This is a genomic window from Oceanihabitans sp. 2_MG-2023 (assembly GCF_030547245.1).
Lineage (GTDB): Bacteria > Bacteroidota > Bacteroidia > Flavobacteriales > Flavobacteriaceae > Oceanihabitans.
This window is the reverse complement of sequence record NZ_JAUOQT010000012.1, coordinates 20,929-39,130: the sequence shown is the minus strand read 5'-3', so window position 1 is coordinate 39,130 and position 18,202 is coordinate 20,929. Positions and strand designations below refer to the sequence as shown.

Below are 18,202 nucleotides of genomic sequence, written 5' to 3'. Positions count from 1 at the left end.
TCAAGTAGAATCGGGTACACTTTCTTTTCAAAATACATTAGGCAAAAATTTTACAGATGGTACTTATAATGTGTTTGCAGGAGCAAGTATGAATTGGGATACTACTATTAATCCTTCGGGAACATTAGAAGGAACTATCGATGGTGATTTAAATTGGAATAGCATAGTAAATGTAGTAGATGGAACATATACAGCTTTTAATTTTTCGGAAACAGATAATTTTAATTGGACAACAGGAACCTTGTCCGGAGGAGGAACTTTAACAAATAGGAATGTTTTGAAACTTATCGGTTCTTCAAATAAGTTTGTTTCTGGAGATACAACCCTCGAAAATCAAGGTGCATTTTTATTTATTGATAATGGCGATTTACTTATTGTTGGTAATGGAAGTATGCTAAACAATACAACAGAAGGAATTATTGATATGCAAGCAGATGCAGGGAATATTAGTTGGTCAGGAACATCTGGTGTTGTAAATAATGCTGGCTTAATACAAAGAACAACTACCACGGGAATCGTTCAAATTGCTACCGAATTAAATAATTCTGGTACCATAGAAGTAGTTTCTGGAGAGCTTGAATTTACAGGAAGTCAGTTGTTTACAAATGAAGTTACTGGTAAGATTAAAGGTGTTGGTATTTTAGATGTTCCAACTGTTGGTAATTATACAAATAATGGAACATTTGCTCCAGGATTGTCTCCAGGAACGTTAAGTGTACAAGGAGATTATAAGTCTTCCGAAACTTCTGTGTTAGATATTGAATTAGACGGTTTAATACAAGGAACAGAATACGATTTATTAAACATAACTGGAACAAACGTTGTTTTTGACGGAGATTTAAATGTAACATTGGGTTTTGATGCTAATGTAGGTGATTCCTTTACTGTTGCTACGGTTAGTGGATTAATTACAACTAAAAGTTTTACAACACCTATATATGCAGATTTTGGATGCAAGCATTATACTATGGATATAACTTATCCAGATGATAAAAATGTGGTAGTAACTATTTCTAATAAAGAAGATATTTTACCTCCAGATGTACTAACACAAGATATTACTGTACAACTAGATAATACGGGTAACGTTTCTATAGTGTCGTCTCAAATAGACGCTGGTTCTTCAGATAACTGTACTATTTCTGCAAATTTAATTTTTGCATTAGATCGTAGTGATTTTACATGTGCAGATATAGGTGCAAATACCGTAAGCTTATCTGTAACAGATGAAGCTGGTAATACGAGTAATGCAAGCGCTATTGTAATAGTCGAAGATACTTTAAGTCCTACAGTGTTAACCCAAAATATAACCGTTCAATTGGATGCTACAGGAAACGCTTCGATTATAGAAGATGAAATAGATAATGGTTCCTCAGATAATTGTTCTATTTCAAGTTTTGTACTTGATGTCACCAATTTTTCTTGCGCAAATTTAGGTGCAAATACAGTAAATTTAACAGTTTTAGATTCTAATGGTAATAGCCAATCTGCACCAGCGACGGTTACTGTAGAAGATATTATTAAACCCACTATAGTTTGTCCTAATGGATTGGTTGAAGTTAGTGATGGACCATTAACGTTACCAGATTATTATTTAGATAACGTAGTTGCTGTTTCCGATAATTGTGAAGTATCAAGCATAATGCAAACACCAGTTCCTGGTACTATTTTACAAGACGGTAATTATAATGTTAGTTATCTAATTACAGATTCTTCCGGAAATACAGAAACCTGTACTTTTTTTGTAAAAGTAGAAGATACTACACTAAGTATCACTGACAATGTTTTATCTGAAAATGATATTCAGCTATTTCCAAATCCAGTTATAGATAAAGTAATCTTGCGTAACTCTAATCGTTTAGAACTTATCGATGTCATGTTAATCGATGTAAGAGGGAGTGTTATTAAAACCATAGATGTAAAAGGAAAGGCATTAGATATAGAAATTTCACTAGAAAATTATACTAGTGGTATGTATTTTATAAAAATTAATGGCACACATGGCTCGATTGTAAAACGATTGATTAAACAATAAATAATCGTTTAAAACTAATTTTAGTTAGTTGTTAATTAAAAAGGCTGTCCATAAAATTGACAGCCTTTTTTATGCCTTCTTTCTAAGTTTCATAAAAATAATAAGTAGTATAAGTACTAAAACACCTAATAATAGATAGCGTAAAGGGTTTGATGTTTGAATTTCAATGGGGCTAGCATCTCCAATAAGAATTAATCCTGCCCAATATTGTGGGTGTTTTGCACGACCATTAGCCATTTTAATATAATCCAGTTTCGCAAGTCTTAATGCCTCATGTTTTGGAGTTCCTTCAGAAATATTATTATAAAATAGATCAATAATTTTCATGCTAGATTGTTCGTCAATTTTCCATAGGCTAGTTAAAATACTTTCGCTTCCAGCGTAATTAAAAGCATGTGCTAATGAAATCATACCTTCTCCAGATTGATAGGTTGGTTTACCTGTTTCGCAAGCTGTTAATACAGCCAGGTTGGAGGATAAATTCTGATTGTATATTTCATAGGTGTATAGTGAATTATCTTCACCTGAAGCATCTTTAGCAAAGACTAACCTAGAGAGTTCGGGAGATATATTATTAGATTCTGCATGTGTGCCTATATGTATGATTTTATGTTCTTTGGCTTCATTTTCAAATACTTGTTTGGAAGCATTTTCGTTTAAAAATGATTTGCCATTAAATAATTTTGTACGCTCTTTAACCAATTCTGCGCTAAATGGTTGTGGTAATAATTTTAAATATGCCTTGTCCATATGCATAGAATCGGTAATTGTCATTCTATAATCGTCCTTCATTTCATCATTAAATTCTGGTGCAAAGGCAATAAAATCGCTAGAATAATCTGTTGTTTTCTGGTTTTCCTTTAATAAGAATAGACTATAGTTATAAGATATATTGTGTTTAGATAATAAACTATGTTCTACCATTGTTTCAAAAGAAGTTGCTTTACTTGAGGTTAAAGATTCAAAACTTAGATTAAAAAGTGCTCCATCCGGAATTATTATTATGTTTTTATTATGAATCTTATCTTCGATTGGTTTCCATAAATTTTGATATAAGATGTAAAGTGATTCCGAAGTCCTATCCAAATCAAGTTTGTTTGTAGCTAAAAAGGCAATAGGTTTACTATTGTTTTTAGAGGTTAATCTCACTATATTAAAGGTTGTTTTATCTACTATTAAAGCATAGAGCTTCTTATCTATGTTTAAATATCTAACGACTGTAGTTTGTTCTGGAATATTATTTTGAAGATTGCTTAACGGAGTTTCTATGGTCGCATAACGCATTTTGTAATATTTTGGATAGTCTTGTTTAAGGCTGTCTAAAAAAAAACTCCAAGATTTTGAGGCTTTAAAGAAATCACTAATACTTGAGTTCTTGTTCGTTTGTAAAGTAGCAGCAATATTGTTTTTTAATTTTTCCTCTCGCTCCAAAATAGTTTTTGAAATTCCAGAAAAAGCGAGGTCTTCTCTTAGGTTAAGTCGGGAACGAATACGATTATACAATCCAGACTCATGAAGATTAATAACATCCATTAGGTATTGTTTGTTATTGGTTTTTTCAAATAATTCTAACCTTATTTTTTTTGCAAAATTAAAAAGCTCTTGATTTTGAGACATTAGCGTTGTAATATCGTTGTGTGATTTTAATACTGTTTTTCGTTGGTCTAGTATGGTTATTCCTTCTTCAATTTGAAGAAGTAAATGCTTTAAGAAAGCTTCATCCTTCGTTGTAGAAAGTGCATACTTAGAGCGTGTGTTTATGGATATTGCACGAGGTTTTTCAAATTGTATTGAAATAGAATCTGAGGCATTATTCGAGTTAGGATTTTCGAAGCCGAACTCTAGAGCTGCAGTACTGTATTTTTTTGCTTCTTCGTAATTTTTAAGAATGTAATAGGTGTTAGCTAGATTTGTTGTACTAATAAATTCCCGAACTGTATTTTTAAAACTTCCTTTTTTTGTGAATGTATAAGCTTCTTTTGCTAATGCCAAAGCCTTGGTTTTATCTCCATGCTTTGCATGAAAAACTGACATGGTTCCCATTTCTTCTAACATTTCTTTAGAGAAGTTATTGTTAGTAGCTTTTCTGTTTAAAAGTTCCCCTTTTAAGTAATAAGAACTTGCATTAGTATAATCTTTTAAATCTTTATAAACACTAGCTCTAGAAATGTAAGCTATACCTAACCAGTACGTTTGTGCTTTTTTGTTTTTTTCTATTGTAGCAATTGCTTGGTCTAAAAGTATTGCTGCATTTTCTAGATCTTTGGTGTTTATTTTAGCTTGAGCAAGTATTATTTTTGAAATATTTACACTTGGATCTGTCTCGCCAAATGCTTGTTTCTTGATGTTAAATGCGTAGTTTATAAGTTCTTCAGCTCTTTTAAATTCACCTATTTCATTATAAAAAACGCCCAAATTATCAATAGCAGCGAGTTTACTTTTTTTAGCTCTCAACTTACGTTGTTCATCTATAGAATTATCTATGAATTTTTGTAAATCGGAAATAGCTTTCTCTGTAAATTTAATAGCTTCATTATTCTTACCTATGGCTTGAGATACTATGGCTAAATTGATTTGTAATAGGGCTGGACGATAATACTCGTTCATGAAGTCGTCTCCTTTTGGTGCGTTATGAAGTGCATTTAAAGATTTATTCATATAATATTTAGTACTATCCATTTTGGCTTCAGTCCAGTATACTATTCCTATGCTGTTATAGGTTCTTTGTAACGCTACATAATCTATGTTTTTTACATTTTTAAGTGCTTCTATGCTCTTTAAATAGTGTTTTTTAGATAATGGATAATTGCTTAATTGAAGAGAATAATAACCAAGATCATATTCTAATTCTGCTTTTTCTTTAGGTCTATTCTCTTGCAATTGTGCGACAAAAGGGATTGCTTCTGTTACTGTTTCATATGCTTTAGAGTAATCTCCTGCATCTGAATACGTAACTGACAATCCAGTAAGTGCTTTATATGAAATATATGGGTCATTTTGTTTTAGTAATTCTTCAGTAAATTCTTTAGAGCGTTTAATCGCAAGTTGTTTATCATTATTTGCTAGAATAAAGCTGCCAATAAATTCATAATAGTTTATAAGTGAATCGTATTGTTTTACAGCTTTAAATTGCTCTATTTGATGATAGAGTTCTGCCTTAGCTTTGGCTATTTTTTTTTGATCAACTAGTTTTCTTAGTTTATCGATCTTAGAGATGGAATCCTTTTGCGCATAAGTAGGCACTGTAGTAATGTGAAATAATACCACAGCAAAGCAATAGCAAGTGAACTTCTTCATAAAGTGAAGTTTTAGTTGTTTAGTTTAGAAAGTATTTTTTTGCTATTATCAATAGTACTAAAGGTAAGATTTTTTTTTGCAAGTTCCATGTTATCGGCTTTTAAATGTGCTAAACCTAAGTAGTAATAGGCTTCATTAGTGAAGCTTCCAAGCGTATTATTTGTTACTTTACTTAAATACAGAATAGCCTTCTTTTCATTTTTATTTGCTAAATGAGCAACGCCAATAAAATAATTTAATGTGTCGTTTTTTGGTTTAGTATTTAGAAGTTTTTCCCATTTAGAGATTGCTAAAGTATAGTCACCTTGTTTGTAGTTAACCATGGCATTATAAAAATCATAATTGTTGGTTTCTCCCATCGTAGTTGGTAAACCAGGATCTGCTTTAAAATATTGCGTATATAATTTTTCATTATTAGAACTCAAATTAAAAAACCAAAAGCTTCCCAATGCTATAATTAAAACTGCAGCTGCAATCATTTTTTTAAATGGAAAAGAAATAACTTTAATGTGGTTGTTTTTAAGCGTTTTATCTGCAGAGATACCACTATGGTAAATATCTAATTGTTCCTTCAAGCTTTGTGTTTCTATAGCTTCTTGCATTATTTTGTGTTCATTAAAATAATGTAATAACGCACTGTTGTTTTTTAATTTTAATTCCAATGCTTTACGCGCTTCAGGTGACATGGAACCACTTAAGTAACGCTCTATGTTTTCGAATTCTTTTTCTGTGATGTTTGTATTTGGGTTCATGCTATTTGTTATTTTCTGAAGCTAATGTTCGTAATTTTTGCATACATCTGTACTTTTTGTTTCTAGTAGATGCTGCGTCTAATTGTAATTCTTCAGCAATAATCATCATCGATTTCTTTTCAAAATAAAATTTCTTTAATAGTGCTTTACACGAGCCACCAAGACCTTTAAAAGCATGCATTATACTATCTAATCGTTTTTCTTTTAAAATATCATCATCATTTTCATATAAATTTGTGTCTACAGCTTCAAAATGATTGATTTTTGAGACTACAACAGTTTTTTTATGATGCTGAGAGCGTAAATAATCTAACCATTTGTTTTTAGAAATGGTGTAGAGATAGCCATGAATAGCGGAATCATTTTGCGATTCAAATTTATCGTTTTTAACGTTTTTCCAAACACTTAAAAATGCTTCTTGAAAAATATCTTTGGCGTGTTCTTTATTTCCATTGTTTTTTAAAATATAAGCTTCAATTTTTGGGTAGTTGGATTGATACAATTGCTTTAGCGTATTGGAATCATTATTTTTAATAGACTCAATTACAGAATGATTATTTTTAGTATTTCTTTTTTGCATCTTAATAGGAAAGATACTAGAAAGTTATAATATTTCATATCATTTTTGATAAAGTGTATTTTATTAAGTTTAATGGTAAATTCTGGGTATTAATTGGTTACATGTTCTAACTGTTCCCAGCTTTCATGGTTTGCAGTATTATCTATATTTGGATTATAATTATAATCATCTGTTCCAAGATAGGTGTCGTTAGCATTTTTCCAAACATTGTTATTGTATCCTTCAACTTGGTAAATGTCTCCTGTTGTATTTGTCATAGTGCTACGTTCCCAAATACTATTTATAGTATTGGCATGTCCGGCATCAGAAATAGCATTTCTTTTTTTCCAACTTTCATGTCTGCTATCGGCCATATCACTATATGTTTTTGCGTTTTGACGAATTGTTCTTCCAGTTGCTTTAATAGCTGCCATTCTTGCTTGGTGTTCTGTATTATTTTTCTGCGCCATTTGCGCATAGTATTGGTTGTTTGTTTTTACCCATTGCGGGTTGATTTGTAAATTAATTAAAGCGTAAATAAGATTTTGTTTTGCATTTTCGTAGACCTTTTTAGGAGCTTCTAATGCATTGATTGTATATCCCCAACCCATTCCGCCAATTTGTGGATATTGTGTAACATAATAACGTACAATGACAACAGATAGATTTCCTTTTTGATCTTTCCATTCTGTTACCATACATTGGTATTGTTTGTTTTCTGGGGTAGCTTTAAATATATAACTATCCATTAGTTTGTCTTTTTGTGCTAAATGTGGTAATGGGTATTGTCTAACAAAAGATGCACCTTCCTTTTGAAAGTACGGTTTAAAATCTTCGTTTATAACGCGATCTAAAGATTTTAGAGGTTGCACATTGGCTCCGTTTTGTTTTGAGAATTGATTTCTTTGTGGGTCATTGTGATGCGAAAATGAAAAATATTGTTCGCCATATACTTTTACACCACTAGCATTTTCAAACAATATATTCTCTTGGTTTTTGCTTTTTTCATTCCAGGATTTTGGAATTGGTAGAATCCCAAATAGGATTCCAAATTGTGGACTTATGATTTTATATGGTTTTAAGCCGTTTTTATTGGTTTTTTTTTGTTGTTGATTATTATTGATTTTCTGGCTTTTGTGTTGCCAATTTGTACTGTTAGTATAATTTGTATTTTGTATGTTATTACTTTGTTGCTGATTGTTTTGTGTATAATCTTCCAACGGAAAGTCAAATCCTGAATTAGCATTTGTTTTCTTGTTTTTGCAAGAAAAACAAAGTAAAATAGCGATTGTGATGCAAAATAAATGGTTTGGTTTCATAATATTTATATTTATTGGATTTGTTTCTTACTTCTATAGTTACATCGAAAGATTTTTAAAATGTCATCATCTGTAAAACATTTATAGTATTTTTGCAGTATGAACAAACCCCTTACAAAACAAGAGTTACATAACTTAGCAATGAATCACGTTGGTAAAGATTTAGAAAAACGAGGTTTCGAGTTTGTTGCAATAAATAGTACGCTTAAAAAACACCCGCAATTTGTTTGTATAGATAAAAATAGCCAATACTTTTTTGTAATTGTTCGTGCTGTACTACTACCAGAAAACCCTAATAACTACGATATAGTTTGGATGGAGACTTTTAAAAAACATGCCTCCAATAAAAATGCTAAAGTATTGTATGCAGGTGTTGGACTTGGTAATCCTAATAGTGAAGATTTACCGGTGTATTTAAATCAAGAATATTTAATTGAATATAATGGTATTCAAGTGCTGGACACAAATTTAAATTGAAAGATAACAATTAACTAAAAAAAGCTCCTTTTTGAGGAATTCCACAAAGGCAATCAAACTTTTCAAATGAAATTAAAGTATAAATTAATAGCATTTTCTTTTAGCATATTATTGATTTCCTGTAAAAAAGAACCAAAAAACACCAAAATTTCTGGTCCTGTTTTTGGTACTAGCTATTCCATAATTTATGATGTAGATACTAATTTTGGAAAGCAAATAGATAGCTTATATTATGTAATTAATAAATCGATGTCTACCTATCAAACTAATTCTGATATTTCTAAACTGAATAGAAATGAAAGTAACAAAATCGATTTGCATTTTAAAAAAGTACTAGAAGTTTCTAAACAAATCTATAGTCAAACAGAAGGTGTTTTCGATCCTACTATAGGAACCATTGTAAATGCATTAGGATTTGGCCCAGAAAAGAAAATAGAACGTTTAGATAGTCTTAAAATTGATAGCTTAATGCAGTTTGTAGGATTAAAGAATATTGATATTGCAGATCAAATAATAATTAAAAAATATAAGAATACGTTTATAGATTTTAATGCAATAGCTAAAGGGTATGCAGTAGATGTAGTTGCAGATTTTTTAGAAAGTAAAAATGTAACTAATTATTTAGTAGAAATTGGAGGTGAAATTCGTGCTAAAGGAAAAAATATAGAAAAAAATGCAGCATGGACTGTGGGTATCGATAAACCAAATTTTGATGGAACCCAATCGGTTTTAAAGGCAATTACCTTGCAAGAATCTGCTATGGCAACCTCTGGCACTTACAGGAAATTTAAGTTAGATGAAAACGGTAAACGTTATGCGCATATTATAGATGCAAAAACAGGATATCCAAGTAAATCGAACATATTAGGTGTTTCGGTAGTTGCTACCAGTTGCATTCAAGCAGATGCATATGCAACTGCTTTTCAAGCAATGGGAATAGAAAAAACAAAATCGTTTTTAAAAAACCATTCCGAACTAAAAGTTTTTATTGTTTTTGAAAATAATAACAACGAATTGGAAACCTTAAGCCTTAACGGATTTCCAGAAGCATAATTTTTTGTGTTAAAAGCTCAAATCCACATTTCAGCAAATGAAAAGGTGGTTATTATAATGTTTTTTTCATTTTTACACTAAATACCAAATTTATGAAAAAAATATTACCAATATTTTTAATCCTATTTCTTTTCCATTATAGTTTTTCGCAACAAAAAGTTATTGACAGTTTAGAGCAAGTATTATCTAAAATAGAAACGGATAGCCTAAAAAGAAAAAAGTCTATAGCGTTTATCAACTATTACCGTCATAGAGATTCTGATGTTCATTGGTATGTTTTAAACAAACTTCTTAATAAAAGTATTGAAGATAAAGAAGAGAGTCAAGAAGGTAAATGGATTAACGAAAAAGCACTGTATCATTCTATTCAAGGTAATATAGACTCTACATTTATATATGCTAAAAAAGCTTTAAGTATTGGAGAAAGATTACAAAATCCTGGACTAATACGGATTTCTCAAGAAACTATTGCTGGTGCTTATGAGTCTAAAGGTGAATTTTCTAAAGTGATAGAACTGTATCATGAAATATTAAAAAGGGATGAAGAACAAGGAAGAGAAGGAGATAAGGATTATCTTATTACCAAATATAACCTTTCAGGTACATATTATAATATAGAAGAATACGTGAAATCTTTTGATGTAATGGAATCTCTTTATAACCATCCAACAATACAAGAAGATGAGGTGTTTTTGTCGGAAGTATGCTTGCAAATGGCAGCTGTTAAATATCAATTAGACGAAACAGAAGAAGCAATAAAATATGCTAAAAAAGCAGAGTCTATTGAAAAAAGACCTTATTTAAAGGCAATGATTTATTCCGTTTTAGGTTCTATTTATATTGAAAAAGAAGATTATAAGAAAACCAATGAGTATTTTAAAAAATCACTTCCTATTTTTGAACAAATGGGAGATCAAACTAGAGTTCTTACTACCAAACAAAATATTGGAAATAATACCATGTTATTAGGTGATTATAATTTAGCCGAACAACAATTAAAAGAAGTAGAGGCAATTTTATCTGCTTCAAAACATCCAAATTTATCTAATCTAGAAGTTAATTACAGAGCCCTTTCAGAACTATATGAAAAGAAATTAGACTATAAAAAATCCTTGTATTACTTAGAAAAAGAAATTGTCGTAAGAGATAGTGTTTTGGGGATAGAGAAGAAAAAAGTAATAAGTGATATTGAAATCAAATACGATACAGAAAAAACTAGAAGAGAAAAAGAAGTAGCCGAACAACAAGTCGCAATTACCAAATTAGAAAGTCAAAAAAACAGAAATTTATTTATAGGCTCTTTAACTGTTGCAGGTTTGTTACTACTAGCTTCTGTTTTTTACTTTAGTAGGTTGAGAGCAAAAAAGAAAGCAGAGTTAGTAACTATAGAACTAAAAGAAACGCAAAAACGATTAGCAATAGAAAAACAATACAGAGATTCAGAATTAAAGGCTTTAAAAGCACAGATGAATCCGCATTTTATATTTAATGCTCTAAATTCTATTCAAGACTATATTGTGTTGAATAAAAAAAATCTAGCAAGTGATTATTTAGGGAAATTTGCAGATTTAATTCGTAATTACCTTCACTTTAGTGATACAGGTTTTATTTCTATTCCAGACGAAGTACATAATTTAAATCTCTATTTAGAGCTTGAAAAATTACGTTTCGAAGAACAATTAGAATATACTTTTCATGTTGATGAAGCTGCAAATTCTGATATGATTAAAATTCCAACCATGCTTATTCAACCGTATGTAGAAAATGCTTTAAAGCACGGTTTACTGCATAAAAAAGATAATAGAAAGTTAAATGTTTCCATAGGAAAACCTACCAATAAAAGTATAGAGTGTATTATAAAAGATAATGGAATAGGTAGAGAGAAATCTAAAGAAATTAATAAAAAACGAGAAGCACAGCATAAATCTTTCGCATTAAAGGCAACCACAGAACGTTTAGATTTGTTAAACTACGGTCGCGAAAAAAAGATTGGTGTAGAAATTATGGATCTCATAGAAGGAGGCAAAGCAATAGGGACAAAAGTAGTATTAAACATTCCAATTCTAAAAAATAAATTATAGCAGATGAAGGCACTTATAATTGACGACGAGAAAAAAGCAAGACAAGTTCTACATATTTTAGTAGAAGAAAACTGCCCGAAAATCACAGAGATTTTTGAAGCAGAAGATTTGCTTTCCGGTGTAGCACTTATAAAAAAAGAACAGCCAAGTATTGTTTTTTTAGATATAGAAATGCCAGAACATTCTGGTCTTGAGATTCTAAATTTTATTGAAAAGGAAGTACATAATTTCGAAATCATTTTCACAACAGCGTATAGTGAATATGCGATACAAGCCTTTCAGCTTTCGGCAATAGATTATTTGTTAAAACCCGTAAGGCCAAGTCAAGTAAAGGCTGCAGTAGATAAAGCAATTGCTTTTTTAGGAAATACACAAATCAATAAACGCCTAACAGAATTGAAAGCAAGTTTGGAAGATTCTAATTTTAAAAAAATAGGATTGCCAAACGCTGATGGAATTAAATTTGTAGATTTTACAGATATTATTATGCTAGAAGCAGATGGTATGTATACTAATGTTTCTACCGTGACCCATGGTAGTATTTTGGTAAGCAAACCATTAAAATTCTTTGTAAATATTCTTCACGAGATAAAGATATTTTATAGACCGCACCGTTCTCACCTTATAAACCTTTCCTATATCAAAGAATATATTAAAAAAGATGGTGGGTATATTATTATGGAAAATGATAAAACCGTATCCATTTCAAATGATAAAAAAGAAGAATTCTTGACAATCGTTCAGAATATAGGGTAAACTTTTTCACCATAAATAAAGATCTTAAATTAGATTTTTTTTGAGTTATATAGATACATTAAAGTATATTTTATTGTAGTTTTATCTACAATTCCTAGATGTTGAGTAAAAACCTACTTTTAATGCTATTTCTATTGTGCTTCTATTTACTGCATGCACAAGAACCAGTGTCTATTCATCTTACAGAAAAAGATGGTTTACCTGATGTTGAATTTTATAGCATTTTAGAAGATAGTAAAGGTTTTATTTGGCTGGCCTGCGATAGTGGTTTGTATCGTTATGACGGTAAAAATTATACGCAGTATACCAATGCAGAAAAACGAGGTCTGTCCGTTTTTCAACTTACAGAAGATCCACAAGGGCGTGTTTGGTGTACCAATATTTCTGGTCAGTTTTTTTATGTTGAAAATAATAAATTGGTCACTTTTTTAGATTTAAAAGAGGATTTAAAAGGACAACTTGCAAATTATATAGTACATAATAACAAGGTTTTAATTACTACAGGTAGAACTTTACATGTTGTAGATTTAACTACGAAGCGAATTCTTCTAAAACAAATAAATAAAGAAGGAGGGGTTAGACTGATACCATTAGAAGACTTCTATGTTTTAATTGATTTTAAAGCAATAGTAATATTAGATGAAGACTTAAAAGAGAAACGTAAGTTTTTGCTTAATGTTAACTATAAAGATGATAAAGGGGCCAGTACCGCTCAAGGAAAAACACTTGTTTTTAAACTAGACAGCACCTTGTTCTTGTCGCAGCAATTTAAGTTTCAAAATACATTTAGAAGATCAAATTTAGCGTCAGGCACAACGGAGTTAGTGAAAGGATTAGCGCTTTTAAAAGATCTAAGAATTATTTCAATCAAAGTAATTCAAAATGATTTATGGGTTTTGACAAATAAGGGAATCTTTATTTATGAAAAGAATCTAAAGGAATTTCAATTAAAAAGGCAAATTTTAAAAGAGGAAGTGGTTACCGATGTAATTATAGATAAAGACCATACGTATTGGGTAACAACACTCACAAATGGTATTTATTTAATACCTAACATAGCAGTGGTGAAATATGCGTTGCCCGAAAAAAGTAACGATGTCATGGCTATTAATAAAGTCAATGATTCTGTAGTGTTTTTTGGGACTAAAGTAGGACAGGTAGGTTTTCTTAATTTAAATAACTCGGAGTATAAGTTCTCCCATTTTTTAAATAATAAAGTATCTGCAATACAATATAATCCAAAACAAAAATATAGTTATGTAAGTACAGATGATGGGACTTATTTTGTAGATAATAACACTTTAGAAGCAACAAGAAAAGGTCACTTTAAAGGAGTAAAAAGTTTTTCTCGTTTAAATGCGTATACCACACTCTATGGAACGTATGTACGGTTGGTTTTTTTAAATGAACATTCTGGGGTAATCAAGGAGTTCTCTAATGATAAGCGTGTGTATACGACACACTACAGCCCTAAAAATAATACTGCTTTTATTGGCTTTGTAGATGATTTGTTAGTATTAGACGATGCATATAACGCAACCACAATACAATATGAAGGCAAAGAAATTTCTGCTATTTCTATTTCCGAAACTGCAAATGGTATCGTTTGGGTTGGTACGTTTAAAAATGGAATTTTTGCTATAAGAGATAATCAAGTTATTGCACGGTATTCTACTGAAAAAGGGTTACTGTCTAATCAAATTACATTTTTAAAAGGAGATGGAAATGCGCTTTGGATAGCAACACCAAAGGGTTTGCAAATGTTTAATACCGATTTGAAGACCTTTAAAAATCTGACAAAAACAGATGGGATACTGTCTTATAAAATATCGGGTATTGAAATTTTAAAAAACCAAGTGGTTTTGTCTTCCAATAACGGTATATTTTCTTTTGATAAAGATAAAGTTTTTAAAACCACTTCTTGTCCAGAAATCTATTTTAATGATATAAAAATTAATGAAAAATCGGTAGATATTGGAACCGATTACAATTTAGATTACAATCAGAATTCCATACAATTTGAGTTTAATGTGAATGGTATTCTATACAATAGTAATAAAACGTATCAATACCGTTTATTAGGCTATAATGCCGATTGGATTACCACCGATATTGGTGTGAATGCCATGAAATATAGTAGTTTGCCTGCTGGAAAATATACCTTTCAAGTACGGCCAACCAATAGTGATGCAGCTAGTGAAAATGGAATCGAAAGTATTAAACTACATATTAAATTACCCTTTTGGAAAAAATGGTGGTTTATTTTACTCTATAGTTTGTCTATTATAGGATTCATTGTTTTTTACTTTAAAAGGAAATTGAAAAACAAAGAAAAATCCAAACAAATAGAAATTAAACAACTTTCATTAGATAACGAATTAATAGCTTTAAAACTAGAAAACTTACGTTCACAAATGAATCCGCATTTTATTTTTAATGCACTTAATTCTATTCAAGATTATATTGTTTTAAATAAAAGTAGATTAGCAAGTGAGTATTTAGGGAAATTTGCCGATTTAATACGAACTTATTTAAGTCATAGTACAAAAGGAAAAATCACATTACAAGAAGAGATTAATTGTTTAGAAATGTATTTAGAATTAGAGAAACTACGTTTTGAAGATAAATTAAATTATAATATTAGCTCCACTGGAGATTTAAAATCGGATAGCGTATATATTCCTACCATGTTAATTCAACCTTATGTAGAAAATGCTTTAAAACATGGATTGTTACACCGAAAAACAGATCGGAAACTAGAAATTAATTTCCATATCTACTTAGAAGATAAAACGATAAAGTGTATTATTATAGATAATGGAGTTGGGCGAGAGCAAGCCAATAAAATTAAAGCTCACGGTGGGAAAAAACATGCACCTTTTGCTATAAAGGCAACACAAGACCGTTTAGCATTATTAAACTACGGAAAAGAAAAACAGGTAGGTGTAACGATTATGGATTTGTTTGATAATGAACATCCAATAGGTACGCAAGTAGAGGTTATTATTCCGTTTACGGAACAGTAATAGTGGAATAAAAATAGAAACATTTATTTTATAAGACTTATAAAATCGTGTAAAATGATTGTAATAATAGTCATTAAGTGTCTTTATTACAGGTTTTTTTGTTTTAGAAGTTGAAACTAGCATTTCAGAAATTGGCTTTATTTTTAGATAGACTTTACAAGTAGTTTTGATTCATAAACTATAAACTATATATTATGAAATCAAAATTATTACCCTTATTTCTACTAATTACAAGTATTGCATTTGCTCAATTCCCGTTTAACGGATTAGTTGCTGCCTATGAATTTCAAAATGGTGCAGTATTAGCAGATGGTGCCGCAGGTGTAAACTTTACACAAACAGGAACAGCACTTACCGAAGTTAATAACCGATTTGGTGGTTCTACAACAAACGCAATCACACTTAATGGCGATTATCTAAATAGACCTAATATTGATTTTACTGGAACTGGTGAATCTTTATCTTATAGTTTTTGGATTAAGACATCTTATACAGGAGCAACAAGACAAATTATTTTAGATGATAGCGATAGAACAAATACAACATCCGGAGGATGGAATGGTGTGTCTGTTTCAGTTGAAAATAATAATATTCGATTAGAAGTTCGAAGTTCATTGTATTATGCAGGAACAGGAGGATATAACCAAGCGTATACTTTTTCGCATGATGAACCAGGATTAAATGATGGCGAATGGCATCATATTGTGTTTGATGTACAAACCATATTGACAAATGTTTCACCAAACAGAAATAATATTGATGTTATTATCAATTTTTATGCAGACGGTGTACTTAAAACAACAAGTAATACTCGTCCTAATGGAACAGATACTTTTGCTGTAAATATTACACAAAGCCATGATGTAAATACACCAATATATGTAGCTAACATTTCAAACGAATTACTTGCAGCTGGTGAAAAATATGAAGGTGTTATTGATGATATATTAATTTATAATAGAATTCTAACAGCAACAGAAGTAGAAAGTATAGCTTCTTATGGAGATTTTTGTTTTGAACCTTCGCCTTCTATTTTATCTGCAGCTAATATTACCAATACAAGTGCAGATATAAATATTTCAGATTCTGGTACCTACGATATTGCATATCATAAAGCTTCCGAATCTTTCAGTGCTGCTATCCTAGCTTCAAATATTACAACTGGTACAACTGCTTTAGCAGGCTTAGAGGAATTTATAGAATACAATGTGTATGTTAGACAACAATGCGCAGGTAATACGACACCTTGGTCAGAAGCATATACGTTTTCTACCGCTAGAACTATTGGAAGAATTTATGTAGATGCAAACGCAACAGGAAGTGATAATGGTATTTCATGGAGTAATGCTTTTAATAATTTATATGAAGCTTTAAATATTGCACAAGATACTGAAGAAGTCTGGATTGCAGCAGGTACATACACGCCAAAAACAGATAGAAGAGATGTTGGTTTTAGACCAGGAAATGGTGTGAAAGTATATGGAGGATTTGATGGAACAGAAACGCAATTAGGGCAGCGAGTAATAGGAGCAAACGAAACTATTTTAAGTGGAGATTTGTTAGGTAATGATGATGCCATAATTTCATATACAAATAGTACAAAAGCAGATAATTCGTATCAAGTTGTACAAGTACCAAACTTTACACGTAATGTTGTTTTAGATAGATTAACTATTACAGGAGGTTATGCAAATAGTACAGGAACACAAACAAGTGGAGCCGGTATAGAACTTGGAGCTAGCTCTATTACAATTACTATTAAAAATTGTAAAATTAAAAATAATGTGGCATTTGCATCAGGAGGAGCTATATCTCGTCCAGTGACCACTCCATTTGCAGCAACATTAAATATTGAATCTTGTGAGTTTACAGAAAATTTAGCTAGAAATGGTGGCGCTATTTATTTGTTAGGAAATGCAAGTACAAGTATTAATTTTAGTGTAACAAATTCCTTATTTGAAAAAAATAGAACAGAGGATAATGGTTCTAGTTTGGCAAATTCAGGAAGTTCTATGTGGGTAAGAGCAAACGGAACTAATAGTACAGTAAATACAACGCTTGTTAATAATACTTTTGTTGGTAATGTGGATACCGGAACAGCAAACAGCTTGAATAATTTTAATAGAGCAACTATTGGTTTGTCTGAAGCAGGAACAGGAAGAACTATAAATGCTACTATTGCAAATAGTATTTTTTATGATAATGAAACTACAGGAGGAGTTACTGCAAGATCAATTACAGGGTTATACCAAACACTACCTGCTTCTATTACTGTCTCAAACTCTATTGATGAGCAAAATTTTTCAGCAATCCCTAGCGGAAGTAAAACCAATACAAGTAATGCAAATCCGTTATTTATGAATGCATCGACGAATGATTATACTTTAACATCAGGTTCGCCGGCTGTAGATAGTGGAGATAATTCTAAAATACCAGCAGGAATAGTTTCGGATTTATTAGGGAATAATCGTGTGTTTAATACCACTGTAGATATGGGAGTTTATGAGTTTGGCGCAACATTAGGAGTTAATGATTTACAGTTAAATAAAAAAGAAATAAAGGTTTATCCAAATCCAACAACCTCTATTTTAAATATTAAAATGAATAATAACCTTAAGCAAGCAATTGTTTATTCTGTTCTAGGAGCAAAGGTTTTAGAAACAACATCAAAATCCCTAAATACCGCTAATTTAAAAAGCGGACTCTATTTAATTACCATTGAAGATGAAACAGGAAGTATAACCACTAAACGTTTTATGAAGCAGTAGTTTGTAGTTTTAATTATTGTTTTAAATCTCGTAAGTGTTAAATCTTACGGGATTTTTTGTTTAGAAGTTGAAAGGCAAG

Annotated in this window: 11 protein-coding genes; 7 read left to right on the top strand and 4 right to left on the bottom strand. The window is 30.7% G+C overall.

Annotated elements, in window-relative coordinates; all coding sequences use genetic code 11:
* A partial coding sequence (locus Q4512_RS16045) for an HYR domain-containing protein (RefSeq protein ID WP_303426380.1) occupies positions 1-2,035 on the top strand: 2,035 nt, incomplete at its 5' end.
* Between the two features lie 69 nt (positions 2,036-2,104).
* Here the strand turns inward: Q4512_RS16045 and Q4512_RS16040 are convergent.
* From Q4512_RS16040 to Q4512_RS16025, 4 genes are all read right to left on the bottom strand, one after another.
* Positions 2,105-5,332 carry a CHAT domain-containing protein gene (locus Q4512_RS16040; RefSeq protein ID WP_303426379.1) on the bottom strand — a complete coding sequence of 1,076 codons (3,228 nt, stop codon included), beginning with the start codon at positions 5,330-5,332 and terminating at the stop codon, positions 2,105-2,107.
* A gap of 11 nt (positions 5,333-5,343) precedes the next feature.
* Positions 5,344-6,084, bottom strand: coding sequence for a hypothetical protein (locus tag Q4512_RS16035; RefSeq protein ID WP_303426377.1), 741 nt, complete (start codon positions 6,082-6,084; stop codon positions 5,344-5,346).
* Position 6,085: 1 nt separating this feature from the next.
* Positions 6,086-6,664, bottom strand: coding sequence for an RNA polymerase sigma factor (locus Q4512_RS16030; protein WP_303426376.1), 579 nt, complete (start codon positions 6,662-6,664; stop codon positions 6,086-6,088).
* Between the two features lie 89 nt (positions 6,665-6,753).
* Positions 6,754-7,962 carry a hypothetical protein gene (locus Q4512_RS16025; RefSeq protein ID WP_303426374.1) on the bottom strand — a complete coding sequence of 403 codons (1,209 nt, stop codon included), beginning with the start codon at positions 7,960-7,962 and terminating at the stop codon, positions 6,754-6,756.
* Between the two features lie 99 nt (positions 7,963-8,061).
* On the opposite strand from Q4512_RS16025, the gene Q4512_RS16020 reads away from it, so the two are divergent.
* The 6 genes from Q4512_RS16020 to Q4512_RS15995 all read left to right on the top strand — a co-directional run bounded on the left by Q4512_RS16020 (position 8,062) and on the right by Q4512_RS15995 (position 18,123).
* Positions 8,062-8,439 carry a Na(+)-translocating NADH-quinone reductase subunit F gene (locus tag Q4512_RS16020; protein ID WP_303426373.1) on the top strand — a complete coding sequence of 126 codons (378 nt, stop codon included), beginning with the start codon at positions 8,062-8,064 and terminating at the stop codon, positions 8,437-8,439.
* 66 nt (positions 8,440-8,505) lie between these two features.
* On the top strand, positions 8,506-9,492 hold the full coding sequence (locus Q4512_RS16015) for an FAD:protein FMN transferase (protein ID WP_303426372.1): 987 nt from the start codon (positions 8,506-8,508) through the stop codon (positions 9,490-9,492).
* 92 nt (positions 9,493-9,584) lie between these two features.
* Positions 9,585-11,573, top strand: a complete 1,989-nt coding sequence (locus tag Q4512_RS16010) for a histidine kinase (RefSeq protein ID WP_303426371.1) — start codon at positions 9,585-9,587, stop codon at positions 11,571-11,573.
* A 3-nt stretch (positions 11,574-11,576) separates the two neighbouring features.
* Complete coding sequence (locus Q4512_RS16005; RefSeq protein WP_303426370.1) at positions 11,577-12,329, top strand: LytTR family DNA-binding domain-containing protein; 753 nt, start codon at positions 11,577-11,579, stop codon at positions 12,327-12,329.
* 122 nt (positions 12,330-12,451) lie between these two features.
* The gene (locus Q4512_RS16000; RefSeq protein ID WP_303426369.1) at positions 12,452-15,355 is read left to right on the top strand and encodes a histidine kinase; all 2,904 of its coding nucleotides are present in this window, start codon (positions 12,452-12,454) and stop codon (positions 15,353-15,355) included.
* Positions 15,356-15,549: 194 nt separating this feature from the next.
* Positions 15,550-18,123: a T9SS type A sorting domain-containing protein gene (locus Q4512_RS15995; protein WP_303426367.1), complete on the top strand. Its 2,574-nt coding sequence runs from the start codon at positions 15,550-15,552 to the stop codon at positions 18,121-18,123.
* Positions 18,124-18,202: the final 79 nt, after the last annotated feature.

Coding starts and splice junctions, on each gene's coding strand:
- Q4512_RS16010 (WP_303426371.1), top strand. CDS start 9,585: ATGAAAAAAATATTACCAATATTTTTAATCCTATTTCTTTTCCATTAT.
- Q4512_RS16005 (WP_303426370.1), top strand. CDS start 11,577: ATGAAGGCACTTATAATTGACGACGAGAAAAAAGCAAGACAAGTTCTA.
- Q4512_RS15995 (WP_303426367.1), top strand. CDS start 15,550: ATGAAATCAAAATTATTACCCTTATTTCTACTAATTACAAGTATTGCA.
- Q4512_RS16015 (WP_303426372.1), top strand. CDS start 8,506: ATGAAATTAAAGTATAAATTAATAGCATTTTCTTTTAGCATATTATTG.
- Q4512_RS16025 (WP_303426374.1), bottom strand. CDS start 7,962: ATGAAACCAAACCATTTATTTTGCATCACAATCGCTATTTTACTTTGT.
- Q4512_RS16000 (WP_303426369.1), top strand. CDS start 12,452: ATGCTATTTCTATTGTGCTTCTATTTACTGCATGCACAAGAACCAGTG.
- Q4512_RS16030 (WP_303426376.1), bottom strand. CDS start 6,664: ATGCAAAAAAGAAATACTAAAAATAATCATTCTGTAATTGAGTCTATT.
- Q4512_RS16035 (WP_303426377.1), bottom strand. CDS start 6,084: ATGAACCCAAATACAAACATCACAGAAAAAGAATTCGAAAACATAGAG.
- Q4512_RS16040 (WP_303426379.1), bottom strand. CDS start 5,332: ATGAAGAAGTTCACTTGCTATTGCTTTGCTGTGGTATTATTTCACATT.
- Q4512_RS16020 (WP_303426373.1), top strand. CDS start 8,062: ATGAACAAACCCCTTACAAAACAAGAGTTACATAACTTAGCAATGAAT.